Source organism: Lactobacillus kitasatonis DSM 16761 = JCM 1039 (genome assembly GCF_000615285.1).
Classification (GTDB): domain Bacteria; phylum Bacillota; class Bacilli; order Lactobacillales; family Lactobacillaceae; genus Lactobacillus; species Lactobacillus kitasatonis.
In genome coordinates this window covers 57,664-83,833 of the sequence record NZ_BALU01000002.1, presented here as the reverse complement: position 1 = coordinate 83,833, position 26,170 = coordinate 57,664, and the positions used below count along the sequence as shown (strand labels likewise).

Sequence of the window (26,170 nt, the reverse complement as noted above, 5' to 3'; positions counted from 1 at the left end):
AATGAGAGTTATATTTACAGGCGGCGGCACTGGTGGCCACATTTATCCAATTATGGCAATTATTGAACGTTTGAAAGAACGTGGAATTAGTACGAACGATGAAATCTTGTTTGTAGGTACGCAAAAAGGCCTAGAATCAAGAATTGTTCCTGCAGCTGGAGTTAATTTTAAAACTATTAAGATTCAAGGCTTCAATCGTAAACATCCACTAAAGAACTTTGAAACGATAAAGTTGTTCTTGCAAGCTACTAAGAGTGCGCGTAAGATTTTGCAAGAATTTAAGCCAGACGTTGTTTTAGGTACTGGTGGCTACGTAAGTGGTGCGATGGTTTACGAAGCAGCTAAAATGCATATTCCAACCATGATTCATGAATCAAACTCTGTAGTTGGTTTGGCTAACAAGTTTTTAGGCCACTACGTTGATAAGATTTGTTACACCTTTGACGATGCTGCCAAAGAATTTTCTGAAAAGAAAAAGTTGGTTAAGACTGGTAATCCTCGTTCACAACAAGTTTTAGGCTTGCATGAAGAAAAGATTGACTTGAAGAAAGAATGGGGTCTTAACCCACAAATGCCAACAGTTTTGGTCTTTGGTGGTTCACGTGGTGCGTTGGCAATCAACCGTATTATGCTTAAGTCATTAGTGACTCTTAAGCAGAAGCCATACCAAATTATCTGGGCTACAGGTACTTATTACTTTGACTCTGTACAAAAGAAGTTAAAAGGCGTTGATATTGGTACTAACATTAAGATTTTGCCATATATTAAAAATATGCCTGGACTTTTGCCACAAATGACTTGTGTTGTTTCTAGATCGGGTGCCACAAGTATTGCAGAATTTACTGCATTGGGTGTACCAGTAATTTTAATTCCAAGTCCAAATGTAACTCATAATCACCAAATGAAGAATGCACTTGATTTGGAAAAAGCTGGCGCTGCATTAGTTATTCCTGAAGATGATTTAAATCCAAATAATTTTGTTTCTTCAATTGATCATATTTTGCTTGATGAAAAATATGCTAATGAAATGAGCAAAGCTTCCAAGGCATTGGGTGTTCCAGATGCCTCTGATCAAGTAATTAAGGTAATGCAAGAAATTTCTCGTTAGAAAGTAGGTGAGGCAGATGGCGAAAAAACCGGTAACGAAAATTGATCCAAGAAAAGAATTGTCTCCTTACTTGAATCATGAATTTAATCAGCAGAAAAATAGTCGCAAGGGACAAGCCAAAATCTCTGCCTCGCTTTCTAGTCTGCAGGCTGAAAGACGTCGCTCATTAAGACGCAGGCTAGGTTTAATAATGACTGTTTCAATTTTGGCAGTTGTAGGGTTAGGCTATTATATTTCGCCCTTGGCAAATATTAGTACAGTTAAAGTAGTAGGTGCTGATGATTTGCCGATTAAGGAGATTGTCAAAGTCTCCAAGATTAAAGCAAGCGATAAAGTTTTTGATTATTTATTTCAACAAAAAGATTTAAGTCAAAAATTAGCAAAGAAGTATCCTGAAATTCAAAGTGCTCAAGCTCATCTAGGTCATGTTAATCAGTTAATATTACAGGTCAATGAGCGATCAACTATGGGCTATTTGAAAGACGGTGATACTTACCGCAAGATTTTGGATAACGGCAAAATTGGTACAAAATCTTTGACATGGTCAAAGGTAAATCAAGACAAGCCTATTTTTGTTGGTTACAATAAATATGGTTCCTTAAAAGAAGATTTAAAGTTGTTTAATAGTTTACCTAAATCATTTAGAAATCAGGTAAAATTATTAAGTGGGAACACTAGACGTAATTCACAAATAATTTTTGTCATGAAAGATGGCAATGTAGTTGTGGGCAATGTTGTTACTATCAAAGATAAGATTAAATACTATGATGAAATTAGAATCAAAGCTGGTAAAAATAGTTTAATCGATTTGGAAGTAGGCGCATTTAGTAGACCTTTAACTTCGAGTGAGAAAAAGGCTTACGGCATATCGTAACTGCTATAAATGTTTATCTATGTTAAAATTTTTTCAGGGCAAATATTAATGGGGGCTTAATTTTGGAGAATTCAAATCTTTTAGTGGGGCTTGATATAGGAACCACAAGCATTAAAGCCGTTGTCGCAGATTCAGGCAAAGTGATTGGTGCAGTTACCACGCCTAATTCTGGTATGAGACATGGTCAAATTGTTGATATTGATCAGACTGCTGCGGCAATTAGTAGAGCACTTAAGAGCGTAGCTGAAAAGACTAACGCTAAGATTTACAGTGTTGTTGCTGGGATTCCAGTAGGAATGCTGCAATTAGAGACGGCTACTGGTTTTAGTAACGTAGGCGAACAAGGTCAAGAAGTAAATAATGACGATGTTAAGCGTGCGATTAAATCTGCTATTCATTCAGCAGCTAAGGACAATCGTGAAGCTATTACTTTTTTGCCAAGTCGCTTTTTAATCGATGGTAAGACCGAAGTTGACGATCCAAGAAAAATGATCGCTCGCTCATTAGGTGTTAGCGGAATTTTACTTACTGCACCAACAGGTCCATTGCATAACATTAAAAAGGCAATTGAACGAGCAGGATATCACAATAACTTCTTCGTACCAACTCCATTGGCAATTTCAAGTGTTGCGCTAAATGAGAGTGAGCGTACTTTTGGTTCAGTCATCATTGATTTAGGTGGTGGAGTAAGTACTGCTACTGTTATTAAAGATGGTCAAATTAAGTACGCTAATATTGACTTAGAAGGCGGCAGCGATATCACTAATGATATTTCAACTGTTTTGAGTATTTCTAAGAGTGATGCGGAACAAATTAAATTAGATTATGGTTATGCAGATCCTAATTTTGCCTCAAAGAATGATAAGTTTGCCATTAACAGCGTAGGTGCTAATGGACAACAAATGATTGATGAAGTTTACCTTAGCGAAATCATCAATGCTCGTTTGGAGCAAATTTTAACTCGATTAGGTAAGGGCCTTGCTAAGCACCATGCTTTAAAGCAACCAGGCGGTATTGTAATTACTGGTGGTACTAGCTTGCTAGAAGGAATTGATAGCCTGACAGCTAACGGTTTAAATGTAAAGGCACGTATTTATCAACCTGATCAAATTGGGATGCGCAATCCAATTTATACTGCTGCTTACGGTATCGTAAATTATTCATACAAGATGTCAGAAATTGATTATTTGGTTAATGGAGTAATTTACGGCTTTGGCGAGAGTGTAGCTGAAGAACCTGTTCAAACAAAAAATTCCAAGATTTCGAAAAGTACAGCTTCTAATAGTGAAAGTCAAGCCAAAGAAGCTTATAATAGAAACAAAATACCCGATGAAGACACATCTTCAAGGGATGAAAAAGATAATAATCAAGAAAAAACTAATGGCTTAAAGAGTTTCTTTAAGAAATTCTTTGATTAAAGGTGGTTAAATTTAATGGATTTTACATTCGATTCAGACGACAATAAAAATGCTGTCATCAAAGTTATTGGTGTTGGCGGTGCCGGAGGCAATGCTGTTAACCGAATGATTGACGATGGTGTACAAGGAGTTTCATTTATTGCTGCAAACACTGATGTGCAAGCATTGAACAGCAATAAAGCTGAAAACAAGATTCAATTGGGGCCTAAATTAACACGTGGTTTAGGTGCTGGTTCACATCCAGAAGTTGGACAAAAAGCTGCTGAAGAAAGTGAACAAACAATTGAAGATGCACTTAAAGGTGCAGATATGATCTTCATTACCGCTGGTATGGGTGGTGGTACCGGTACCGGTGCGGCTCCTGTAGTTGCTAAAATTGCACGTGAAACTGGTGCTTTAACTGTTGGGGTAGTTACACGTCCATTTAGTTTTGAAGGCCCTAAGCGTTCTAAAAACGCCGCAGAAGGCATTACTCAACTTAAGCAATACGTTGATACTTTGGTTATCATTGCTAACAACCGTTTGCTTGAAATGGTGGACAAGAAGACCCCTATGATGGATGCCTTCAAGGAAGCTGATAATGTCTTGAAGCAAGGTGTTCAAGGTATCTCAGATTTGATTACTTCAACTGACTACGTTAACTTGGACTTTGCCGATGTTAAGACTGTTATGGAAAACCAAGGTGCAGCCTTAATGGGTATCGGTCGTGCTAGTGGTGAAAACAGAACTGTTGAAGCAACTAAACTTGCTATTTCTTCACCACTTCTTGAAGTTTCAATTGATGGTGCTAAGCAAGTTCTTCTTAACATTACTGGTGGACCTGACCTTACTTTGTTTGAAGCTCAAGATGCTTCAGAAATTGTTTCTAAGGCTGCTGGTGATGACGTTAACATCATCTTTGGTACTTCAATTAATCCAAACTTAGGTGATGAAGTTGTTGTAACTGTTATTGCTACAGGTATTGATTCTGAAGCTGAAGAAGCAGCTTCAAAGCAATTACCAGGACGTAGTCACCAAATTAAGGCTCAACCTAAGAAGGCTGCTGAGCCAGAAGCAAATAAGACAGTTCAACCAGAAACTGAAGCTCAACCAGTTGATCGTCCACAAACTGTTCACCCAGCTTCTGAGACAGAAGAAAAACACGAAACTCCAAAGCAAACTATGGTAGATCCTACTAGTGTTTGGGGATTAAATGATAATCAAGACAATCAAAGAAGAAATGCCAAGCCTGCTGAACCAAAGAAGGATCAAGAAAGCTTTGATGCCTTTAACAGCGAAGGCCAAGACAGTATTTCTCAAATTGAAACTAGTGCTCAAGATGACGATGATGACAATAGTGATATTCCATTCTTCAAGCATCGTGGTGAAAACTAGTAGTCGGAGGTAGATAACGATGGCTTTTGATAAATTAGGCAGATTCTTTGGAATTTCAAATGACGATGAATTGGCAAATGATGAAGAATATGCTGCTCAAAGTAACGAAAACAATGAAGACGTACCTCTAAATTCTGTAAACCGTGATAATGTAGTATCAATTAAATCCGGTTTAAATTCATCTAAGAGCAAAATCGTATTATATGAGCCTAGAGTTTATTCAGATGCTAAAGATGTTGCACAAAATTTGCTTAACAATAAAGCAGTTGTGATCAATTTTAGTAGAATGGAAGACGACTCAGCTCGTAGAATTGTTGATTTCATTACAGGAACAGTTTATGCCCTAAATGGTGAGATTCAACGTATTGGTGACAGAATTTTCTTGGCTACGCCACCTAAGTTTGTTACTGATGGAAAAATTAGCGATTTAGTGGATAAGAAAGATAACTTAAGTTAATGTTCAACGTATTGCATACAATTTATTTAATTCTTACTTGGATATTATGGCTCTACAGTCTTTTTATCGTAATAGACGCGATTATGAGCTGGTTGCCAATGCTACGCAATTCGGTTGTGGGACGCTTTTTAGATAAAGTTGTTAATCCATATCTAAACTTATTTAGAAGAGGCCCACTTGCTAAATTAGCTTATTCAACGGGAATCGATGTTTCTCCAATAATTGCGCTATTTATTTTGTATTTCATACAAAATTATGTCTTGATTTGGATTTTTAATCTTTTATTGAGGTTAGTAGGTTAATGAAACGTAGACAAGCAAGTAAGTTTTACCCACATTTTAATCAAGAAGAAAGACCAGTAATTGACTATTTTACTGGTCTTTTTAATCAATTGATTTTTAAACATGAATCGATTTTAACGGATTTTCTAGATCCAGCTAAAAGAGATATTTTAAGAACGATTGTCGGTAGCGACGCTTTCATTCAAGAATATGGTGGTTACCCAGATGCAGAAAAAAAGCGAGTATTTTTAAGCGAAGAATGGGTTAATCTTCGTCCGGAAGACTATCAAATTCAACCTTATGAAATTGACTACCCGCAAAAATTTATTCAAATTAACCATAGTGCCGTATTAGGTACTTTGGCTAATTCAGGCATTGATACTGATACTTTTGGTGATATTATTACTGATGGAAATGGTAAGTGGCAATTCTTTGCTAAAAAAGAATTGGCCGATTTCTTTGAGGAACAGATCGATCGAATAGGAAGAGCACAAGTAAAGCTCAAACCCATTACTTTTAAAGAGGTTTTGGTGCCAGAAGATGATTCTGTTGAAAAGACTGAGATAGTAGCTTCTATGCGAATCGATGCTGTTTTATCTGGAATCAGTAAACAAAGTCGTGGACAAATTCAAAAGATGATTAGTAGCCAATTAGTTAAATTAAATTGGCATGACGTAACAGATTCTAATATAATGGTAAAAGAAAATGATGTCTTAAGCCTAAGACATTTTGGTCGAATTTTAATTGAGGATATTTCGGCTACAAGAAAAGGTAAGTATAAGGTGGTGCTCAAACTTTGGCAGACAAAAAAACGCAATTAACTCCAATGGACATTCATAATAAGGAGTTTAAATCTAGGGGGCGTAACGGTTATGATCGCTACGAAGTAGACAGCTTCTTAGATGAAATTGTTGATAATTATGGTGATGCGCTTGACCAAATCGTTGATTTAAAAAATGAGGTTGTGTCTTTAAATTCTAAGATGAAGGATTTACAAGCTCAAGTTGATGAATACAACGATAAGAAAAAATCAATTAATAAATCTCTTATTTCTGCACAACAAAATGCAGATGAGATGAAAGAAAGAGCAGAAGCAGAAGCTAAACGCATTGTTGAAGATGCTAAAAAGCAAGCTGAGACTGATACAAATTATCAAAAGCAACAACAAGAAGTTATTTCAAGTGATTTCAAGCGCTTGAAAGAACAAATTGGTGAATTCCGCAACCGGATGCAATCAATGTTGCAAGCTGAAATTGATAATTTAAGTGATGAACGTTGGCAACACGCTTTGGATGAATATTTCCACACCCAACGTTTCTATCCAGGTGGTGGTGCAGAACCTGTTCCTGCTGGTCCAGAATCTCAAGAAGAAGAGTTTGCTCGTGAAGCTGCGTTAGATGACGACGAAGATATTGACAACTACGATGAAAATGACGTAAACTCTTCTCAAGACCCTGATGATTTGAGTTTAGAAATGCCAGATGATCCTGACGACGAAGAAGATGATGATTCAGCTCCTAAGCCAATGACAGGGGATAGTCCGAGTCATGAAACGGTTAATATTAAACCTGATGACGCTGCTAGCAAATTAGGTTCAACGATTGTATTTCCGGACGATTATAAAAATAGATAATTAGATTGACAGTAAAACTTGATGGCAAATCAGCGAGTTAGTGATGGTGCGAGACTAACATAAGAGCCGGATGGTTGATCAGCTGCCTATTGATCTAAACGTATTTTGCACGTTACGCAAGATTAAGTGGAACTCTTTTAGAGTTCAATTTAGGTGGTACCACGGTTAACCTCGTCCTAATTTGGGACGAGGTTTTCTTTTTTAGAAAGGATTAATGTTAATGAGAATTAAGGATACGCTTAATTTAGGTAAAACTAAATTTAAAATGCGTGGTAATTTGCCAGTTCGTGAAGCTCAATGGCAAAAAGAATGGGAAGAAAATGATTTATATGAACAAAGATTAAAGTTAAACGAAGGTCACCCTCGTTTTGATTTACATGATGGCCCTCCATTTGCTAACGGTAACATTCACATGGGTCACGCTTTGAACAAGATTTCAAAGGATATCATTGTTCGTTACAAGAACATGAATGGCTACTATGCACCTTACGTTCCAGGTTGGGATACTCATGGTCTTCCAGTTGAACAACAATTGGCTAAAAAAGGTGTAGATCGTAAGACAATGGATCGTGCTAAATATCGTGAACTTTGTCGTCAATATGCTGAAGAACAAATTCAAAAGCAAATGACTGACTTTAAGCGTTTGGGAGTGATGGCAGATTGGGATCACCCATACATTACTTTGCAGCACGATTTCGAAGCACAAGAAATTCGTGTCTTCGGTGAAATGTACAAGAAGGGTTACATTTACAAGGGTAAGAAGCCAGTTTACTGGTCATGGTCAAGTGAATCAACTTTGGCAGAAGCGGAAGTTGAATACAAGGACGTTGAAGCAAACTCAATTTTTGTTGCTTTCCCAGTTACTGACGGTAAGGGTATTATCGACCCTAAGGATACCTACTTCGTAATTTGGACTACTACTCCTTGGACTATTCCAGCTAACGAAGCTATTTGTGTTAACCCTAAATTTGATTACTCAGTTGTTCAAGTAGGTGACAAGAGATACGTTGTAGCTAGTGGCTTGCTTGACAAGGTTGCTGAAGAAATCGGTTGGGATGACTACAAGGTCGTTCAAACTGTTAAGGGTGCTGACATGGAATACATGAAGGCTAAGCACCCAATTTACGATAAGGAAAGTCTTGTAATCGAAGGCTTCCACGTAACTTTGGATGATGGTACTGGTTTAGTTCATACTGCACCTGGTTTTGGTGAAGATGACTTTAACGTAGGTCAAAAGTATAACCTGCCTATCTTTAGTCCAGTAGATGCACATGGTTGCTACACTGATGAAGTACCTGAACTTAAGGGTATGTTCTACCAAGACGTAGATAAATTAATGATCCAAAAGCTTAAGGATGCTGGTGCACTTCTTAAACTTAAAGTCTTTACTCACTCATACCCACATGATTGGCGTACTAAGAAGCCAGTTATCTTTAGAGCAACAACACAATGGTTTGCTTCAATTGCTCCATTTAGAGATCAAATCCTTGATCAAATTGATAAGGCTAAGTTTATTCCATCATGGGGTAAGACACGTCTTTACAACATGATTAAAGACCGTGGCGACTGGGTAATTTCACGTCAACGTGCTTGGGGTGTTCCACTTCCAATCTTCTACGCTGAAGATGGTACTCCAATCGTTACTCCAGAAACAATTGAACACATTTCTAAGATCTTTGAAAAAGAAGGTTCTAACGCTTGGTACACTCACACTGCTAAGGAATTATTACCAGACGGCTTTACCTCAGAACACTCACCAAACGGTGAATTTACTAAGGAAAAGGATATTCTTGATGTTTGGTTCGACTCTGGTTCATCTTGGTCAGGCGTAATGGAAAAACGCGATGGTTTACATTACCCAGCTGATCTTTACCTTGAAGGTAGTGACCAATACCGTGGTTGGTTCAACTCAAGTTTGATCACCTCAGTTGCTGTAACTGGTAAGGCTCCTTACAAGGAAGTATTGTCACAAGGTTTCGTATTGGATGACAAGGGTCACAAGATGTCCAAGTCACTTGGCAATGTCATTTCACCAAACGACGTAATTAAACGTATGGGTGCCGAAATCATCAGACTTTGGGTTGCTCAAGCTGACACTACTTCTGACGTTGCAGTTTCAATGGGTATTTTGCAACAATCAGCAGAAAGCTACAGAAAGATCAGAAACACTTTCCGTTACATGCTTGCTAACACAAGTGATTTTGATCCAAAGGAGAACCGTGTTGCTTATGATAATCTTCGTTCAGTTGACCAATACATGGAAGTTAAATTGAATGACTTAGTAAAGGGCTGCTTGACAGCATATGACAAGTTTGACTTTACTACAGTATTCAAGAAGGTCTTCAACTTCATTTCAAACGACCTTTCAGCATTCTACCTTGATTTTGCCAAGGATGTTCTTTATATCGATGGTCAAGACAGTCATGCACGTCGTTCAATGCAAACTGTTATCTACGATGCAGCAGTTAAGTTGGATAAGGTTTTAACCCCAATTTTGCCACACACTATGGAAGAAATTTGGGGCTTCTTGAAGGAACCAGAAGACTACGTACAACTTGCTAATATGCCTAAAATTGAAAACTACGCAAATCATGATGAACTCCTTGAAAACTGGGGCAAATTCATGAAACTTCGTGATGATGTATTGAAGGCTTTGGAAGATGCTAGAAACAAGAAGTTGATTGGTAAGTCATTCGAAGCTGCAGCAACTATTTATCCTGATAAAGAAACCAAGGCTATGCTTGATGACTTAGATGCTGACTTTAGACAAATTTTAATCGTATCTAAGTTGACTATTGCTGACGGCGAAGCACCTGAAAATGCTGAAAAATTGAATAATGCAAGCATTGTAGTTGAACATGCTGAAGGCGAAGTTTGTCCTCGTTGTAGAATGATCAGAACTGATATCGGCGAAGATCCTAAGTTGCCAAAAATTTGTGGTCGTTGTGCTAAGATTGTAGAAGCTGATTATCCAGAAGCTGTTCAAGAAGGATTAGAAGACTAATGCGTTTAGGTACTGTTAAACAATTCGATGATGGCAGCAGCTATGGCTTTATTGAAGATGACAAGAATCATAAATCATACTTTGTCTTTTATAAGGCCATTAAAGAAGAAGGCTATAAAACTTTAAAAGTAGGCGATAGAGTTAAGTATCAATTAGCTCAAGGAAAAAATGGCCTACAATGTGTTAACGTTTATTTAGCCTAAAAGGAGACACGAGACTTAGTGGATTTAAAAGAAACAGAAATCTCATCGCAGCAGATTTTTCAAGGACGAATCTTAGATTTGTCAGTTCGTACAATCAAACTTCCTAACGGTGAAACTGCAACAAGAGAAATAATTAAACACCGTCCAGCCTCTGGCGTAATTGCTATTAACGATGAACAAAAGATGTTATTAGTAAAACAATGGCGTGAAGCAATTAAGCAGTTAACATTGGAAATTCCAGCTGGTTTAATTGATCCTACAGATGCGAGCCTCTTGATGCAATGAAACGTGAATTAAATGAAGAAGGCGGCTATAAGGCAGATTATTGGGAGAAAGTGAGTGAATTTTACTCAAGCCCAGGCTTCTGTGATGAAAAGATGTATCTTTTCTACTGTGATACTTTAACTAAGCTTACTGATAAGCGTTCATTAGATGAAGATGAATTTTTAACTGCTGATTGGTACAGCCTAGATGAATTGAAGAATTTACTATCTGAAGGAAAAATTGTTGATGCCAAGACTATTTACGCAATTACAGTTTGGGAAAATATGTTGTTGCGTAATGCTCAAAGCGAGAATAAAGAATAACAATGACAGAAAAACGTTCTGATTATCGTAAAAGGCAGAAAAAAGGTTTAATAGACAAAGTAAAATCCGCTTTTTCGAATAATGATTCAGAAGAAGTTGATGTTAATCCCGATTTTACCAGAGATAAAAACGAAGTCGAAAATCGACGTCGTCCCTTGGCTGGGGATGGACAAGAGTTTTATCAACGCGATGAAACTATAAATAAAGAAACAGTCCGTGAAGATAAAGCCTTAAAACTGAAAAAAAGGTTGAATCGTGCTATTCTATTAGTGATCGTGTTGATAGTTTTAGTGCTACTTGCACTATTTCATTTATAATTTGGAAATGAGGAATAAAGTGAAGATTGCGATTATCGTTCCAATGGCTGAAGAAGCTGAATTTTATCGTAATCATTTCCATGCAGAAAAGAAAGAAATGTTCGGATCTACTGAATTCGAACATTTTTCTGTTAATGGCAATGATGTATATTTAGGTTTAAGTGGTATTGGCAAAGTCCAAGCAGCTATGAATCTTTCCAGTTTGTTAACTAGCGTTGATATCGATGTAATATTTATGACTGGTTCAGCTGGTGCCCTTAAAGAAGATGTTCATCAAGAAGATCTTGTTTTACCTAATGCATTTGCATACTATGATGCACACAATACTGCAGCAGGTGACTATGTAGAAGGTCAAATTCCTCAACAACCTGCTCAATTTGTACTTGATTCACCAGAACGCACAGCTTTTGCCGATTACTTAAAGAAGCAAAATGTTGCCTTTCGTGAAGGTTTAGTTGTTACCGGTGACTCATTTATTGCATCAAGCAAGCAAAAAGAGGCAATTAAGAAGAACTTCCCAGATGCTCTATGCGTTGAAATGGAAGGTGCAGCTTTTGCCCAAGTCGCTCATGCATTTAACAAGCCATTAGTTGCTATGCGTGCAATGTCCGATAATGGTGACGGATCAGCTAATGAAGATTTTGATGCTTTCGTAAAGAAAGTGGGAGCTAAGGCCGCTAAGTTAATTAGTGATTATGTAGAAAAGATGAATTAGGATATGCGTGAAATTTATTTAGATAATGCTGCGACAACGCCTATGTCTCCTAAAGTGATTGATGTAATTACAGATGAAATGAAAAATGATTTTGGTAATGCATCAAGTACCTATGAATTAGGACGTAAGGCAAGAAACGTGATTGATCGAGCACGTCATCAAATTGCGAAAAGCATTAATGCTAAAGACGGTGAGATTATTTTTACTTCAGGTGGTTCCGAAAGCAATAATACTGTAATTTTTGGTACTGCTTATAGTCGTAATAATATTAGCAAAAAAATCATTACTACTAAAATTGAACATCCTTCAGTTTTGAATCCAATGAAACGTCTTGAACATGAAGGTTACAACGTTGTCTATTTAGATGTTGATAAAACAGGGCATATTTCTTTAGATCAACTAAAGCATGAGTTGACTCCTGAAACAATTTTGGTTTCAATTATGGCGGTAAATAATGAAGTAGGTACTATTATGCCATTAAAGAAAATTGGTGAAATGGTTAAGAATAGTAATGCTTACTTCCATGTTGATAATGTACAAGGTATGGGAACAATTGATATTGACGTCAAGGCTATGAATATCGATTTCCTTTCAGTATCAGCTCATAAGATTAACGGACCAAAGTTCTTAGGATTCTTGTATGAAAATTCAGATATTAATATCCCTAATCTAGTTTTAGGCGGCGAGCAAGAAACCAAACGACGTGCTGGGACAGAAAATGTGCCTGGTATTGCCGGTTTTGGTGAAGCCGTTAAAGAATTATCTGAAATTGGTCATGATAGTCTGCAAAAAAAGTATGCTCATTTCCAAAATATTATCTTAAAGGCTTTGAATGATAATCACGTTGACTATGAAATCAACGGCGGCTATGGACCTGGCTATTCGCATCATGTATTGAACTTATGGATTAAAGGAGTTTCTACCACTTCTATGCAAACTAATCTTGATTTGAATGGCTATGCCGTTTCTGGAGGATCCGCATGTACCGCAGGTTCACTGGAACCATCACATGTATTAATTGCGTGCTTTGGTGCAGATTCTCCACGCATAAATGAGTCGATTAGAATCTCATTTGGGCGTTATAATACAGAGGAAGAAGTTAAATCTTTTGCGCAAGAGCTAGTAAAAATTGCTAAAAGAATTCAATCTAAAAATAAATAGTTGCTTTTAAAAAGAAAGTAACTTATTATAAATAAGTGAGGAAAATTATGGCAAATACAGTTGTGATTAATGGTGATAAACGTAAGTTTACTTTAAATTCTGATTTAAAATTATATGCTTTAATTGATGCCGGTTTTGTAAAAACTGCTAAGGGGAATTTCAATTATGAGCATCCTCTGTATAATGACTCTCCTTATAATGCACCAACTAAGTTAAAGATAACAATCAATAAAAATTTAGAGCACTGGACTATGGTTGTTACCGATCGCAGTGGTTTGCAGAAGGTTAATATTTTTAAAAACAAGCAATTAGCGCCAACAGTTGAACTTTTGAATTATATCTTAAAGGATCTGGAAGAGCGCAAGATAATTGCTCTAGTAAAGGATTGATTGGATAATGGTTGACAATAGTAAGATTAGAGTAGTTGTTGGTATGAGTGGCGGTGTTGATTCATCTGTTTCAGCACTTTTACTCAAACAACAAGGCTATGACGTTGTCGGCGTCTTCATGAAAAACTGGGATGATACCGATGACTCAGGTGTTTGTACCGCTACAGAAGATTACGAAGATGTAAAAAAAGTTGCCGATAAAATTGGTATTCCATATTATTCAATTAATTTTGAAAAGGAATATTGGCACCGCGTTTTCGAGTACTTCTTAAGTGAGTACAAGAAGGGAAGAACCCCTAACCCAGATGTAATGTGCAACAGTCAAATTAAGTTTAAGGCTTTCTTGGACTTTGCTATGGATTTGGATGCAGATTATATTGCAATGGGTCACTACGCTAAGACTGTTAAGGATGCAAATGGTGTAACTCACATGATGCGTCCTAAGGATGGTAATAAGGACCAAACTTACTTTTTGAGTCAATTGAATCAAGATCAAATCAAGAAGGTTATCTTCCCATTAGCTAACTTGACTAAGCCTCAAGTAAGGAAAATTGCTTTGGCAAATGGTTTGGCTACTGCTAAGAAGAAGGATTCTACTGGTATCTGCTTTATCGGAGAAAGAAACTTTAGAAAGTTTTTGAGTGAATTCTTGCCAGCTAAGTCAGGTAAGATGGTTACTCCAGACGGTAAGGTTGTTGGCGAACACGCAGGCCTTTTGTACTACACTATTGGTCAAAGACAAGGTTTGGGCTTAGGTTCAACTAAGGAATCAACTGATCCATGGTTTGTAGTTGGTAAGGACTTGAAGAAGAATGAATTGATCGTTGAGCAAGGTTACGACAGTCCACTTCTTTACGCTAGTCGTTTAAAGGCTAGTGATATGTCATTCTTTACTGGTAAGCCAGATCACGATTTCGAAATGCACTGCAGTGCTAAGTTCCGTTACCGTCAATGTGATATTGGTGTTACTGTTAAGTACCATGCTGCTGATAATACTGCAGATGTTTACTTTGACGAGCCAGCTCGTGCCGTAACTCCTGGTCAAGCTCTTGTTTTATACAACGGCGAGGAATGCTTAGGTGGCGGTAATATCGATGCAGCTTACCAAGAAGATAAGCAACTTCAATTAGTTTAAAATAAACTTTAAAAAGGATGTTCGTGTTTTCGAACATCCTTTTGTTTTGTGCTAAACTATTTATATTGACTACAGATTTTCGGGGGAATTTAAAATATGCAAATTTATTTTGTGCGTCATGGTAAAACTGAGTGGAATTTAGCCAGTCGTTTTCAAGGTGGACATGGTGATTCGCCTTTACTTCCACAAAGTAAAAAAGATATTCAAAAGTTAGGTAAATATTTACGCGGAACAAAGTTTAGAGGCATTTTTGCAAGTCCACTTGATCGTGCTTTTAATACAGCACAAGGAATTGATGATGCAATGAATGCTAACTTGCCAGTTACAATTGATGAACGCTTACGTGAATTCAATTTAGGTGACATGGAAGGTATGAAGTTTGCAGATGCGGAAAAGAAATATCCTAAGCAAATGGATAGTTTCTGGCATCACCCAAATCAATATGATCCAACTGAATTACATGGTGAAGATTATCCTCATGTAATTGCACGTGGTAAATCGTTTGCGGAAGAAATGGCTAAAAGATTTCCTAATGATGATGATAAGATTTTGGCTGTTAGTCACGGTGCCGCATTATCAGCTATCATGGGTGGACTTTTAGGCTATCCTTTGAAAGATATTCGTAAAAATGGTGGCTTAAGTAATACTAGTTTAACAATTTTGGAAACCAAGGATGGCGGAAAGACCTTTAAACCTGTCGTATGGAACGAAACTAGCTATTTAGGCAGAAAATTATCTAAGACTGATTCTTTATAATAATGAACAATAAAATTGAAAAACTTTACAATGAGGGCAAAGTAGATCAAGCGATTCATTTGCTCATTAAAAAAATAGATGATAAGCCACAAAATGTAGAGAACTATTTGCAGCTTTCAACTTATTTAATTGAGCAAGGTAGTGCAGATCAAGCTCAAAAATTGTTGGAGCAAGCACAACATTTGGTTAAAAAGCCACGTGAATTAAGTTATAACTTGGCTGTTTGCTACTACATGCAGGGTGATTTTGATGAGGCTTTGAATTTACTGGATCAAATTCCTAATGATGATTTAACTCTTTATCAAAAAGCCTTAACTTATTTGAAACTTGGACAAAGTCAAAAGGCCTTGGCTTATGCTTTAACTATTAAAAAGATAGATGGGCGTGTTCAAGAATTATTAGGTGATATTTGGCTAAGCATGGGTGAATCCAAACAAGCTGAGCAAATGTATTTGTCAATTCCAAAGGCTAAAAGAACGGCAAAAGTCTATTTTTTGCTAGGTGTAACGGCATTAGAAAAAGATCGTGATCAAGCACAAGAATATTTTGATCAAGCTAAAAGTATGGATAAAAAGTATTATCACCATGCCATGGATCAATATGCCTCAATTATGAAAATGCTGAATGATAAGGAAAAGAAAAAATAATGGTCGAATTTACCGGTAAGGTTAACGGGATCGTTTTCGAGAACGACAAGGATTTATATAAAATTTTAGATGTTGAAATTATTGGCTCACTGGAAAACTATTCACGCGATGAAATAAAAGTGACCGGTAATTTTGGTGATATACAAATTTCAGCTAGCTATCGTTTTGATGGCAAGCTTGTAATGCACGAAAAATTTGGTCTGCAATTTAGAGCCACTAGCTATAAACAAGTTCTGCCTCATGAAGAAGGATCATTAACTAAGTATTTAAGTTCTGATAAGTTTCCTGGCATTGGTAAAAAAGCTGCTAATACCATTATCGATGAACTAGGTTTAAACGCTTTAGATATTTTAAAAGAAAAGCCGTCTAAGATTGATACTTTATCACTATCTAGAAAACAGAAAGATAGTTTGCTTTCTGGACTAAACTCAATGGATTCTTATTCAGAAATTGTTTTAAAGTTAGCCCAATATGGTATTAATAGACGAATTGCAGCCAATATTTATCAAATGTATCATGGCGATAGTTTAAAGAAACTGCAAACAGATCCTTATGCCGTGATTAACGATGTAACTGGTTTCGGTTTTAAATCAGCAGATATGCTTGGAAAGCAATTAGAGATCAAAGATGATGATCCTCGCCGAATAAATGGTGCTATTTATCAGGTATTGATTGATGCTTTAAGCGGACAGGGTGATACGTATGTGCCGCTAAAGGAGTTGCTAACTGAAGCAAGCAAATTACTACAGATTGAAAATTTTGATCCGATTGCTAATTGTGTTCTTGTTTTGCAACAAGATGGCAAAATCATAGTTAATGATGATGTAGCAGCTTTACAGAACATTTATCAAACAGAAGTCGATATTGCTAATTCGATGAAGTATTTGGTTGAAGCTCGACAAGATCAAGAAGATGAGCAATATAGCGATAAAGAGATGGATTCAGCCATTAAGAATGCAGAAAAAGAACTGAAAATTAAATACGATGAAACTCAAAAGTTGGCAATCAAAAATGCGTTAAATCATCCAATTTCAATTTTGACTGGTGGTCCTGGTACTGGTAAAACTACAATCATCAATGGTATCTTACTTGCTTTAAGAAAACTGGCTGAGATTCCAGCTTCTGCTTTGTATAGCGAAGACCCGCCGTTTCTTTTAGCTGCACCCACAGGACGTGCTGCTAAAAGAATGAGCGAAATTACTGGTATTGGTGCTAGGACGATTCACCGGATGCTTGGACTGGGTATTGGGGATGCCAGTGCTGGTGAACTCAATGAATTAAATGGGGAAATATTAATTATTGACGAAATGTCCATGGTTGATATGTTCCTATTCAAACAGCTTTTGTCCAGCATTAATCAAGTACGTCATATCGTCTTTGTCGGGGATAAAGATCAGCTTCCATCAGTTGGCGCAGGAAATGTTTTTAGTGATTTGATCAAGTCGCAAGCATTTCCAACTACAATTTTGAAAGAAATTCATAGACAGGGTGATGATTCAACTATTATTTCGTTAGCCCATGCTGTTAACGAAGGCGTAGATAAGGATGCTTTGTTTAGAAAAACGAAGAATTATTCTTTTATCAGCTGTCGACCAGATTTGGTTGGGGATGCAGTAGGTCAGATCGTTGAACTAGCCTTAAAACGTGGCTTTGCTAAAGATGACATTCAAGTATTAGGCGCAATGTATCATGGCAATGGTGGTGTAAATAATTTAAATGATATTATTCAAGAGATCATGAATCCACCTAAGCCTAAAAGTAAGTCACTTGAAGCCCATAATGAGACTTTCCGGATTGGTGATCGGATTCTGCAATTGCAAAATAATCCTGAAAAGGATATTTATAATGGCCAAATTGGTAAAATTAGCAGTATCGATGAAGAAAATTCTAAGGAATGCATGGTCGCAAAGTTTGATGACCGTGAGGTTACTTTTGGCCGTAAAGATTTAAATGATTTAACGAGAGCCTATGCAATCACGATTCACAAATCTCAAGGTTCGGAATTTCCATTAGTAGTGCTAAATTTAACGATGCAGAACTATGTAATGCTTAAGCGCAATCTTTTGTATACTGCGATCACTCGTGCAGAAAAAAATCTTGTATTAGTAGGTGATCCTAGAGCGTTTGAGGCTGCCTTTAACACTCCTGGCAATGATCGTAAAACAGGTTTAGCTGCAAAATTACGTAAACAATTAGGCGTTACAGATAAACAAAAACCAGTTAAAAATGAAAATCCAAAAGAAGAAACTCAACCAAAGAAACCAGAAGATTATATCTTAACTCCTGAAAAGATTTATTCAGGTGAAATTGATCCAATGATCGGCATGGAAGATATTCATTTATAAAATAAAAAAGGCCTTATGATCTAGATGTCATAAGGCTTTTTGAATATACAAAAGCATGATATAATTAATATGCTTAAACGCATGTTCTAAGGATAGATAAATGAATTAATATGGATATAACAATTATTACGTTTACAGTAGGTCTTATCACCTATTGTTTTTTTCGATCAATTAAAGCTAAAAGTAGAGTGAAAAAAGTGGAACTCAGTGATACAGACAAAGAAGAACTTAATAAATTAGAAAAAATAGCGGGAAAGCAACTGCCATATCGTTTTCCTAACAAACGCGGATTAACTTTTCAAATTATTGAATTTGTGCGACCCGGATATATTAAACGAAGAATATTTGATCGTAATGGACATTGTTTGTTTTTAATTAAATATAATTTAGATCGAACAATTGCGGAATTTATCGAATTTGGTGTTACAGATGGTCACTATTTTAGAAAGACTATTTGGAATGAAAAAGATGAAAAAAACGAATTTTATCAAAACAATAAGCAGCAAATTGCGGATTTTTCACAGATAAAGAATGAATTGCAATATTATCGCTCTATGGTGCAAGAAAAAAGAGCAGAGGTATTACCAGTTGAAAATGATATGAAGCAATATGCCAATGAACTTGAGAACCATGCCTATTATCAAAAAGAGTGGGTAAAACGCGATAAAATTACAGATACAGAAGCTATTCATTCACTAGAAAAAGTAGAAAAACTTGATTTTGACAAAAAACGAGATCTAAGAAGAGGATTGCAAGCACGAAATGCTTTGCGGATTGGCGCGATTAATTCAGGCTTTAAGACGTATAACAAGAAAGTTGAGAACTTTCAAAAAAGAATGTCTGATTTGCACTTAGGGAAGATCAAATATCTACATACTATGGACGTCTTGTCTGATCATGATTTGCGTCATGCTAGCAATCTTTTAGCTGGAGCCGCTGCAGAAGAGTTAGTAAATAAAAGAATTAAGGAAGTCCAATTTGGTAAAGTTCTGATCCATAATTTAATTTTGCCATATCCTTATGAAAAGCAAACTAAGCTTAGTAACAATCAGATCGATCATTTAGTAATCGCATCTAGTGGTATTTTCTGTTTTGAAACTAAGGCTCGAATAAGTAAAAACAATTCTTATGACATGCTCAAGGATTATGGTGAAATAGCTGATCAAGTTGCCAAGCATAAAGAGAGTATTAAGTATGTTTTAGAAAAGAGCAATAATCCATTAATCATTAATTTGCTAAAACGAATTCCTAGTATAGATCAATTGATTTGCAATGTGGTCGTAGTGGTTAGCCGTAGTGAAGAGAAATTTTCTCTTGAAAAAACCGAAAGATACCAAAGAGTAGGAATAGAAGTTTGTCAACTGGATGATATTCAATCTTTATTAGTTAAAGCACCTGAAGGTATTGGCTTGCATCCAGAAGAAATTTCTGCAATTGGAGAAGAAATGACAAATAATAAGGCGCTAGAAGAAGAAAAAACTTTTAGTGAAAATATTTTATTATTTGAAGATGAAATGAATCTAGATGAAAAAGCGGTAGATGAACAGCTATATCATGCTAATCAAGTAATTAAACGTATTGATCATATCGATAATCTGTTAGCTGATTATTTATCTGGTGCGCGTGAGTGGCGTAAATTGTATCAACAATATCATTATTGGAAAAAGTTTTATGATCAAGTTAACAATTTTGCCAATGCAGAAAGTTATTATGAGCAACATCAAATAGATAAAAACATTTTAGACAGAATATAAAAGCCAAAGGATTTTTCCTTTGGCTTATTTTAGTAAATTGAAATGATCTATTTTAAATTTAACTTTAAATCCTTGAGCAGCTACGTCTTCACCGTCGATTTGCGCGAATTCAGGTTTCTTAGTTTCAACTTGAATTTCTTTAGCTTCAACATAATGGAATTGAGGTGCATTTACATGCGATCCATCTTTTAATAATTTGCTGAATAAAAAGATGAATTTGCTTAAGCTGGGCTTTTCGACAATAACAGTATCCAAGTGATGACTATAAACATCAGCTTTAGGCAAAATGGCAAAGCCACCACCAAAATATGGGTGATTAGTTGTAGTAACAAAATAGGCATCGCCGTAACGTAAAGTTTTATCTTTAGTTTTACAGTTACAGTGAATGTATTTTGTTGAGCCAATGCCTTAACGACGTTAAGACCATAAATAAGATTACCTAAATTGAGGCGATTGAGCTTATCTTTTAATTTTTCATGATTGCTTTGATAAACGATAAAGGAATCAAAACCAATACCAAAATTATTAACGAAATAACCAGTATTTTCATCAGGAATATTAGCGGTGAAATAGCCGCAATCTACCTGTTCTGGTTCAGGATCATTGAGCAAATTATGGATTAACTGTCGAGGATCATCTGTTAGTCCTGCACCGCGAGCAAAGTCGTTACCAGTACCAGCTGGCAGATAAGTAATAGGAGTATCAGGATAGTCTGAAGTTTTAATACCATTCAATACTTCGTTAAATGAACCATCTCCACCAACTACAATTAAAATGTCGTTTTTATTTGGTTTAGTATTGGCATAATTTTTGGCCAAAGTAGTCAATTCACGAGGGAAGCGACTTTTTTGACACGTAAAAGGTGTATTTAATTCGTTTAATACTTGCTGCAATGCTATGTTAGCTTTTTTAGCATTGCCATTTCCAGCTGTTTCATTGACTAATAAATGTACTCTTATTTTTTTGCTCATAATTTAAATTCTATAGTTCTAAAATAAAAGGCTCCCGAAGGAGCCTTATTAGCTATTTCTTTTCGATGATGATTGGTAAAATCATTGGCCGTCTTTCAGTCTTAGAATAAAGGAAGTCAGATAAGTTTTCGGTAATTGCCTTTTTAATTTCGCTTTCCTTAGGTTTATCTGATTTTGCCATTTCATTTCTAAGAACATGGTAGACATGTTTTTGAGCTTGACTGATTAATTCAGTTGATTCTCTCATATAAACGAAACCACGACTTAAAATATCAGGTCCGGCAAGAACACGTTTATACTTGTAGTCAACTGTAGCTACAGCTACTACCAAACCTTCTTCTGAAAGAATTTGACGGTCGTGAACTACGACATTGCCAACATCTGCTGTACCGGATGTATCAACATAAACATCACCGGCAGGGATGCGTCCAGCAATTCTTGCCCCGTTTGGACCAAAGCAGACAACTTCCCCGTTAGACAAAACGAAGGTGTTTTCTGCAGGAACGCCAGCTTCTTGAGCAAGTTGCGTATGAATAACCTGCATTCTGTATTCACCGTGAACAGGAATCATATACTTAGGCTTAGTTAAACGAACCATCATCTTAAGTTCTTCTTGACCACCGTGTCCAGAAGTGTGGACGTTGTTTACACGTCCGTGAATTACATTGGCTCCGCCTTCCATTAATTTGTTAATTAAGTGGTTAACGCTCAATGTGTTACCTGGAATTGGGTTAGAAGAGAAGATTACTGTATCACCAGGTTGCAAAGTGATTTGTCTATGTGTACCGTTAGCAATTCTAGATAAAGCCGCTAGTGGTTCACCTTGTGAACCGGTACATAAGATCATTACTTTATCAGGTGGTAGTTTGTTAATTTCGTCAGCGTCGACGATTAGATCCTTAGGTACATGCAAGTAACCTAAGTCAATACCATTGTCGACACCGTTTTCCATGCTTCGTCCGAAGATAGCTACTTTTCTGCCAGTATCAATGGCTGCTTGAATCGCAGTAGATACACGGTAAAGGTTAGATGCAAAAGTGGCAAAGATGATTCGACCATGAATACCAGTAATGATATTATGAAGCGATTGCGCAACGAACCGCTCAGATTTGGTGAATTGCGTTACTTCAGCGTTAGTTGAGTCTGAAAGAAGGGCAAGCACACCTTCGTTTCCTAATTGAGCCATCTTTTGGAAATCTGGAGCTGGTTGGTTCATTACTGGAGTTAAGTCAAACTTAAAGTCACCAGTAAAGACTACAGCACCAAGTGGGGTATGAACAGCAATTCCCAATGTATCAGGGATTGAGTGAGTAGTTCTAAAGAAGGAAACAGAAAGTTTCTTAAACTTTAAAACAGTGTCTTCATGTTCTTCATGTAGTTCAGTTGTCTTTAAAATTCCGTGTTCTTCCAATTTGCCTTTAATTAAAGATAAAGCGAATGGAGTTGCATAAACTGGAATTTCAGGGATCTTTTCTAGTAAGAATGGAATACCACCAATGTGATCTTCGTGTCCGTGACTAACTACAAGAGCCCTGATTTTCTTACGGTTTTTGACTAGGTAAGAGTAATCGGAAATTACGTAGTTGATACCTAATAAATCATCTTCGGGGAATTTAATACCACAGTCCATGATGATAATTTCATCCTGGTACTGCACACAATACATATTCTTGCCAATTTCATGCAAACCCCCGATTGCATAAACGGCTACGTCATTATTTTTAATTCGCACTCTTTATTACTTCTTGTCGAACGTCGTTAACTTAAAGTCAGCGTGTTCTTTTTCGTAAGCTAAAGAATTACCTGTTAATTCTTGGATGAGTTCAATGTTATAGGGGGTGTTGTCCTCAACCATGCTTCTTGCTTCGACCATGTTGTCAGCCTCCATGTAAAGAGTCTGAGTAGTTTCTCTACGAGGATTGACAATCTTGTCTTTTTGATACAAAACTTTGTAAATCATAAATGATTCTCCTTATTAATGTATAAACGTTCAATTTTGAGTAAAAATTACTCAATAGCTACTAAAAATTCTATCATATTTATAAAAGTAAGTATATAAATATGTTTGAATCGATTAAGTGTTATAAATTTTTGATGATTTTTTAGTAATTTTATTGACGTAAAATAACGTAGGTTGTACCATGAACGTGTAGTAAATGATTGATAAACTCATTTGCTCGCTATAAGAAGTCTCTTCAATCTTCTTAATTCCCAATGTATGAGCCACTGGTTTAGTCGCCCAGTGGTTTTTTTATAACAAAAAAAGCCTGCAAATGCAGGCCTTTTTTAATATAAATAACAATTAAGAGATCACTACTGTATCTTCTTTAAGATCGTATGGGTTTTGTCTATTGATTCTGTCGTAGAACAAGTGACCGTTCAAGTGATCAATTTCGTGAGAAGATACGATAGCTGGGTAATCCTTTAAGCGAATAGTCTTTTCTTCACCATCAACAGTGTAGTAGTGGATGGTTAACTTGTCTGGACGAGGAACGTAACCATTGATTACTTCGTCAACACTTAAGCAACCTTCGCCTTCACTCAAGCAAGCTTGACGGACGGATTCAGAAATGATTTCAGGGTTAACGTAGACTTCTTTAAAAATAATCTTGCCTTCGTCATCAGGAACCAAAAGGGCTGCCATTTGAACACTTTCGCCAACCTGTGGGGCTGCTAAACCAACACCTGCTCTAAGTTGGTGTTTTTCAGCAATCTTTGGATCTTGTGAGTTGACTAAATATTCCATCATATCGTCTGCTAATTTTTTGTAGTGATCGCTAAGTGGAAAGGTAAGAGGCTTAGCGACTTTGCGCAAGACCGGATCACCGTCGCGCACAATGTCTTTCATTAAAATCAAAACAATTACTCCTTTTAAAAATAAGATCTAACTATATTTTTACCATAATTTAGAGGATTTTGCTTGGTTTAAGATAAAATAAATGAAAAGTTAAATGAGTGTTAAGCGTTGACCCGCGTGTAGTTAGGTGGTAAAATTCACTAACGTAACTATACAGATCAAAAAAAGAAGCACTTCGATAAAGCGCAGAAGCGTTACCGAAACTGTGGCCTAGTCACAGTTTTTTTATTGAAGAGTGGGGAGGAAATACTTTTGTCAGAAAAAAGAAGAGACGATCTTAGAAATATCGCTATTATTGCCCACGTTGACCACGGTAAAACCACTTTGGTTAACCAATTATTGAAGCAATCCGATACTTTGCCAGAACACATGAATCTGGAAGATCGTGCTATGGACTCAAACGCCATTGAACGTGAACGTGGTATTACTATTTTGTCAAAGAACACTGCTGTTCGTTACAAGGATACTACTATCAATATCTTGGATACACCAGGACACGCTGACTTCGGTGGTGAAGTAGAACGTGTTATGCATATGGTAGACGGAGCATTGCTTTTGGTTGATGCTTACGAAGGTCCAATGCCACAAACTCGTTTCGTATTGAAGAAGGCTTTGGAAGCTGGTGTAAAGCCAATTGTTGTTTTGAACAAGATTGATCGTCCAGGCGCTCGTCCTAAGAAAGTTTTGGATGACGTACTTGAACTCTTCATTGAATTAGGTGCTAACGATGAACAACTTGACTTCCCAGTTGTTTACGCATCAGCTTTGAATGGTACTTCATCATATGATCCAGATCCAAGTACTCAAAAGGAAACTATGGATCCTATCTTTGATACCATTATTAAGTACATTCCTGCTCCAATCGACAACTCAGATGAACCACTTCAATTCCAAATCACTATGCTTGATTGGGACGACTACGTAGGTCGTATTGGTGTAGGTAGAATTTACCGTGGTAAGGTTAAGGTTGGCGACAACATCACTGTTATGAAGCGTGATGGATCAACTCAAAACTTCCGCGTTACTAAGTTGTTTGGTTACTTCGGTTTGAAGCGTAACGAAATTAAAGAAGCTAAGGCCGGCGACATTGTTGCTATCAGTGGTATCAACGATATCTACGTTGGTGAAACTATTGCTTCAGCAGATCACCCAGAAGCTTTGCCACTTCTTAAGATCGATCCACCAACACTTCAAATGGACTTTGTTGCTAACGACTCACCATTTGCTGGTCGTGAAGGTGACCAAGTAACTCCTAAGAAACTTGAAGACCGTTTGATTCGTCAAACTCGTACTGATGTTTCTTTGAAGGTTGAACCTACTGATCAATTGAACGCTTGGACTGTTTCAGGTCGTGGTGAACTTCACCTTTCAATTTTGGTTGAAGAACTTCGTCGTGAAGGTTTCGAATTACAACTTTCACGTCCTAAGGTTATTTACCGTGAAATTGATGGTACTATGTGCGAACCATTTGAATCTGTTCAAGTTGATACTCCAGATGAATACGTTGGTTCAGTTATTGACTCCCTTTCACAAAGAAAAGGTGAAATGCAAAACATGGAATCAACTGGTAACGGCCAAACCCGTCTTGAATTCTTAGTTCCATCACGTGGTTTGATTGGTTACAACAATGAATTCATGTCACAAACTGGTGGTTACGGTATCATGAACCACACCTTTGCAGCTTACAAGCCAGTTGTTAAGAACTGGAACCCAGGTCGTCGTAACGGTGCTTTGGTATCAATTAACCAAGGCCAATCAACTACTTACTCACTTCAATCAGTTGAACAACGTGGTGAATTATTCATCGGTGCCGGTGTTGAAGTTTACGAAGGTATGATCGTTGGTCAATCAAGTCGTGAACGTGATATTGCCGTTAACGTAACTAAGGGTAAGAACTTAACTAACACCCGTGCTGCTGGTAAGGACCACGCTGCCGCAATCAAGACTCCAAAGACTTTGACTCTTGAAGAAGCTATTGAATTCTTGAACGATGACGAATACTGTGAAGTAACTCCAAAGTCAATTCGTTTACGTAAGAAGATCCTAAACACTTCTGAACGTCAAAAGGCTGACAAGAAGCGTAACCGTAATAAATAATTATTTTTAATAATTGCTAAAAAAGTCATTGCTTAATAGAAGCAATGGCTTTTTTGTTTTATAATGGAAAAAGTATTATTTCACATA

23 protein-coding genes and 2 pseudogenes are annotated in these 26,170 nt (G+C 36.8%); 21 read left to right on the top strand and 4 right to left on the bottom strand.

Annotated elements, in window-relative coordinates:
- Position 1 precedes the first annotated feature (1 nt).
- The 20 genes and pseudogenes from murG to JCM1039_RS01545 all read left to right on the top strand — a co-directional run bounded on the left by murG (position 2) and on the right by JCM1039_RS01545 (position 20,158).
- A complete protein-coding gene (gene murG / locus JCM1039_RS01640) occupies positions 2–1,108 on the top strand; it encodes an undecaprenyldiphospho-muramoylpentapeptide beta-N-acetylglucosaminyltransferase (RefSeq protein WP_025014385.1) in 1,107 nt (368 codons plus the stop codon).
- Positions 1,109–1,124: 16 nt separating this feature from the next.
- Entirely contained in the window at positions 1,125–1,982 is an 858-nt protein-coding gene (locus JCM1039_RS01635; RefSeq protein ID WP_025014384.1) for a cell division protein FtsQ/DivIB, read from the top strand.
- A gap of 62 nt (positions 1,983–2,044) precedes the next feature.
- Entirely contained in the window at positions 2,045–3,400 is a 1,356-nt protein-coding gene (gene ftsA, locus JCM1039_RS01630) for a cell division protein FtsA (protein WP_025014383.1), read from the top strand.
- Positions 3,401–3,415: 15 nt separating this feature from the next.
- Entirely contained in the window at positions 3,416–4,774 is a 1,359-nt protein-coding gene (gene ftsZ / locus JCM1039_RS01625; protein WP_025014382.1) for a cell division protein FtsZ, read from the top strand.
- Positions 4,775–4,793: 19 nt separating this feature from the next.
- Positions 4,794–5,231, top strand: coding sequence for a cell division protein SepF (locus tag JCM1039_RS01620; RefSeq protein WP_025014381.1), 438 nt, complete (start codon positions 4,794–4,796; stop codon positions 5,229–5,231).
- Positions 5,231–5,533, top strand: coding sequence for a YggT family protein (locus JCM1039_RS01615; protein ID WP_025014380.1), 303 nt, complete (start codon positions 5,231–5,233; stop codon positions 5,531–5,533). The genes JCM1039_RS01620 and JCM1039_RS01615 overlap by 1 nt, the downstream gene beginning before the upstream one ends.
- Positions 5,533–6,333 (top strand): YlmH family RNA-binding protein, encoded by an 801-nt coding sequence (locus tag JCM1039_RS01610; protein WP_025014379.1) that lies wholly within the window; start codon positions 5,533–5,535, stop codon positions 6,331–6,333. Before JCM1039_RS01615 ends, JCM1039_RS01610 begins: the two co-directional genes overlap by 1 nt.
- The gene (locus tag JCM1039_RS01605) at positions 6,309–7,145 is read left to right on the top strand and encodes a DivIVA domain-containing protein (RefSeq protein WP_025014378.1); all 837 of its coding nucleotides are present in this window, start codon (positions 6,309–6,311) and stop codon (positions 7,143–7,145) included. Before JCM1039_RS01610 ends, JCM1039_RS01605 begins: the two co-directional genes overlap by 25 nt.
- Positions 7,146–7,365: 220 nt before the next feature.
- Positions 7,366–10,149, top strand: coding sequence for an isoleucine--tRNA ligase (gene ileS / locus JCM1039_RS01600; RefSeq protein WP_025014377.1), 2,784 nt, complete (start codon positions 7,366–7,368; stop codon positions 10,147–10,149).
- The gene (locus JCM1039_RS01595; RefSeq protein WP_013437635.1) at positions 10,149–10,352 is read left to right on the top strand and encodes a cold-shock protein; all 204 of its coding nucleotides are present in this window, start codon (positions 10,149–10,151) and stop codon (positions 10,350–10,352) included. Before ileS ends, JCM1039_RS01595 begins: the two co-directional genes overlap by 1 nt.
- 18 nt (positions 10,353–10,370) lie before the next feature.
- Positions 10,371–10,939, top strand: a pseudogene (locus JCM1039_RS10245) (NUDIX hydrolase).
- A gap of 2 nt (positions 10,940–10,941) precedes the next feature.
- Complete coding sequence (locus JCM1039_RS01585; protein WP_025014376.1) at positions 10,942–11,256, top strand: hypothetical protein; 315 nt, start codon at positions 10,942–10,944, stop codon at positions 11,254–11,256.
- A 19-nt stretch (positions 11,257–11,275) separates the two neighbouring features.
- Complete coding sequence (locus JCM1039_RS01580; RefSeq protein WP_025014375.1) at positions 11,276–11,971, top strand: 5'-methylthioadenosine/adenosylhomocysteine nucleosidase; 696 nt, start codon at positions 11,276–11,278, stop codon at positions 11,969–11,971.
- Positions 11,972–11,974: 3 nt separating this feature from the next.
- The gene (locus JCM1039_RS01575; RefSeq protein WP_025014374.1) at positions 11,975–13,132 is read left to right on the top strand and encodes a cysteine desulfurase family protein; all 1,158 of its coding nucleotides are present in this window, start codon (positions 11,975–11,977) and stop codon (positions 13,130–13,132) included.
- A 47-nt stretch (positions 13,133–13,179) separates the two neighbouring features.
- A complete protein-coding gene (locus JCM1039_RS01570) occupies positions 13,180–13,521 on the top strand; it encodes a DUF1831 domain-containing protein (protein ID WP_025014373.1) in 342 nt (113 codons plus the stop codon).
- Between the two features lie 7 nt (positions 13,522–13,528).
- Positions 13,529–14,656, top strand: coding sequence for a tRNA 2-thiouridine(34) synthase MnmA (gene mnmA / locus JCM1039_RS01565; RefSeq protein WP_025014372.1), 1,128 nt, complete (start codon positions 13,529–13,531; stop codon positions 14,654–14,656).
- Between the two features lie 96 nt (positions 14,657–14,752).
- A complete protein-coding gene (locus JCM1039_RS01560) occupies positions 14,753–15,412 on the top strand; it encodes a histidine phosphatase family protein (protein WP_025014371.1) in 660 nt (219 codons plus the stop codon).
- Between the two features lie 2 nt (positions 15,413–15,414).
- On the top strand, positions 15,415–16,059 hold the full coding sequence (locus tag JCM1039_RS01555) for a tetratricopeptide repeat protein (RefSeq protein ID WP_025014370.1): 645 nt from the start codon (positions 15,415–15,417) through the stop codon (positions 16,057–16,059).
- Complete coding sequence (recD2, locus tag JCM1039_RS01550) at positions 16,059–18,404, top strand: SF1B family DNA helicase RecD2 (protein ID WP_025014369.1); 2,346 nt, start codon at positions 16,059–16,061, stop codon at positions 18,402–18,404. Before JCM1039_RS01555 ends, recD2 begins: the two co-directional genes overlap by 1 nt.
- Before the next feature lie 197 nt (positions 18,405–18,601).
- Positions 18,602–20,158, top strand: coding sequence for a nuclease-related domain-containing protein (locus JCM1039_RS01545; RefSeq protein ID WP_034532874.1), 1,557 nt, complete (start codon positions 18,602–18,604; stop codon positions 20,156–20,158).
- 24 nt (positions 20,159–20,182) lie between these two features.
- Here JCM1039_RS01545 and JCM1039_RS10240 read toward each other — a convergent pair.
- From JCM1039_RS10240 to def, 4 genes and pseudogenes are all read right to left on the bottom strand, one after another.
- Positions 20,183–21,129: pseudogene (locus tag JCM1039_RS10240) on the bottom strand (diacylglycerol/lipid kinase family protein).
- A gap of 52 nt (positions 21,130–21,181) precedes the next feature.
- Positions 21,182–22,861, bottom strand: coding sequence for a ribonuclease J1 (gene rnjA / locus JCM1039_RS01535; protein ID WP_025014367.1), 1,680 nt, complete (start codon positions 22,859–22,861; stop codon positions 21,182–21,184).
- 6 nt (positions 22,862–22,867) lie between these two features.
- A complete protein-coding gene (locus JCM1039_RS01530; RefSeq protein WP_025014366.1) occupies positions 22,868–23,089 on the bottom strand; it encodes a DNA-dependent RNA polymerase subunit epsilon in 222 nt (73 codons plus the stop codon).
- A 342-nt stretch (positions 23,090–23,431) separates the two neighbouring features.
- The gene (gene def / locus JCM1039_RS01525; RefSeq protein WP_025014365.1) at positions 23,432–23,986 is read right to left on the bottom strand and encodes a peptide deformylase; all 555 of its coding nucleotides are present in this window, start codon (positions 23,984–23,986) and stop codon (positions 23,432–23,434) included.
- Between the two features lie 252 nt (positions 23,987–24,238).
- Here def and typA point away from each other — a divergent pair, with 252 nt between their 5' ends.
- Positions 24,239–26,083 (top strand): translational GTPase TypA, encoded by a 1,845-nt coding sequence (gene typA / locus JCM1039_RS01520; protein WP_025014364.1) that lies wholly within the window; start codon positions 24,239–24,241, stop codon positions 26,081–26,083.
- Positions 26,084–26,170: the final 87 nt, after the last annotated feature.

Bases quoted from the DNA above. Each gene is read 5' to 3' on its own strand.
- murG (WP_025014385.1), top strand. From the start codon at position 2: ATGAGAGTTATATTTACAGGCGGCGGCACTGGTGGCCACATTTATCCA.
- JCM1039_RS01635 (WP_025014384.1), top strand. From the start codon at position 1,125: ATGGCGAAAAAACCGGTAACGAAAATTGATCCAAGAAAAGAATTGTCT.
- ftsZ (WP_025014382.1), top strand. From the start codon at position 3,416: ATGGATTTTACATTCGATTCAGACGACAATAAAAATGCTGTCATCAAA.
- JCM1039_RS01620 (WP_025014381.1), top strand. From the start codon at position 4,794: ATGGCTTTTGATAAATTAGGCAGATTCTTTGGAATTTCAAATGACGAT.
- JCM1039_RS01615 (WP_025014380.1), top strand. From the start codon at position 5,231: ATGTTCAACGTATTGCATACAATTTATTTAATTCTTACTTGGATATTA.
- JCM1039_RS01610 (WP_025014379.1), top strand. From the start codon at position 5,533: ATGAAACGTAGACAAGCAAGTAAGTTTTACCCACATTTTAATCAAGAA.
- ileS (WP_025014377.1), top strand. From the start codon at position 7,366: ATGAGAATTAAGGATACGCTTAATTTAGGTAAAACTAAATTTAAAATG.
- JCM1039_RS01595 (WP_013437635.1), top strand. From the start codon at position 10,149: ATGCGTTTAGGTACTGTTAAACAATTCGATGATGGCAGCAGCTATGGC.
- JCM1039_RS01585 (WP_025014376.1), top strand. From the start codon at position 10,942: ATGACAGAAAAACGTTCTGATTATCGTAAAAGGCAGAAAAAAGGTTTA.
- JCM1039_RS01575 (WP_025014374.1), top strand. From the start codon at position 11,975: ATGCGTGAAATTTATTTAGATAATGCTGCGACAACGCCTATGTCTCCT.
- JCM1039_RS01570 (WP_025014373.1), top strand. From the start codon at position 13,180: ATGGCAAATACAGTTGTGATTAATGGTGATAAACGTAAGTTTACTTTA.
- mnmA (WP_025014372.1), top strand. From the start codon at position 13,529: ATGGTTGACAATAGTAAGATTAGAGTAGTTGTTGGTATGAGTGGCGGT.
- JCM1039_RS01560 (WP_025014371.1), top strand. From the start codon at position 14,753: ATGCAAATTTATTTTGTGCGTCATGGTAAAACTGAGTGGAATTTAGCC.
- JCM1039_RS01555 (WP_025014370.1), top strand. From the start codon at position 15,415: ATGAACAATAAAATTGAAAAACTTTACAATGAGGGCAAAGTAGATCAA.
- recD2 (WP_025014369.1), top strand. From the start codon at position 16,059: ATGGTCGAATTTACCGGTAAGGTTAACGGGATCGTTTTCGAGAACGAC.
- JCM1039_RS01530 (WP_025014366.1), bottom strand. From the start codon at position 23,089: ATGATTTACAAAGTTTTGTATCAAAAAGACAAGATTGTCAATCCTCGT.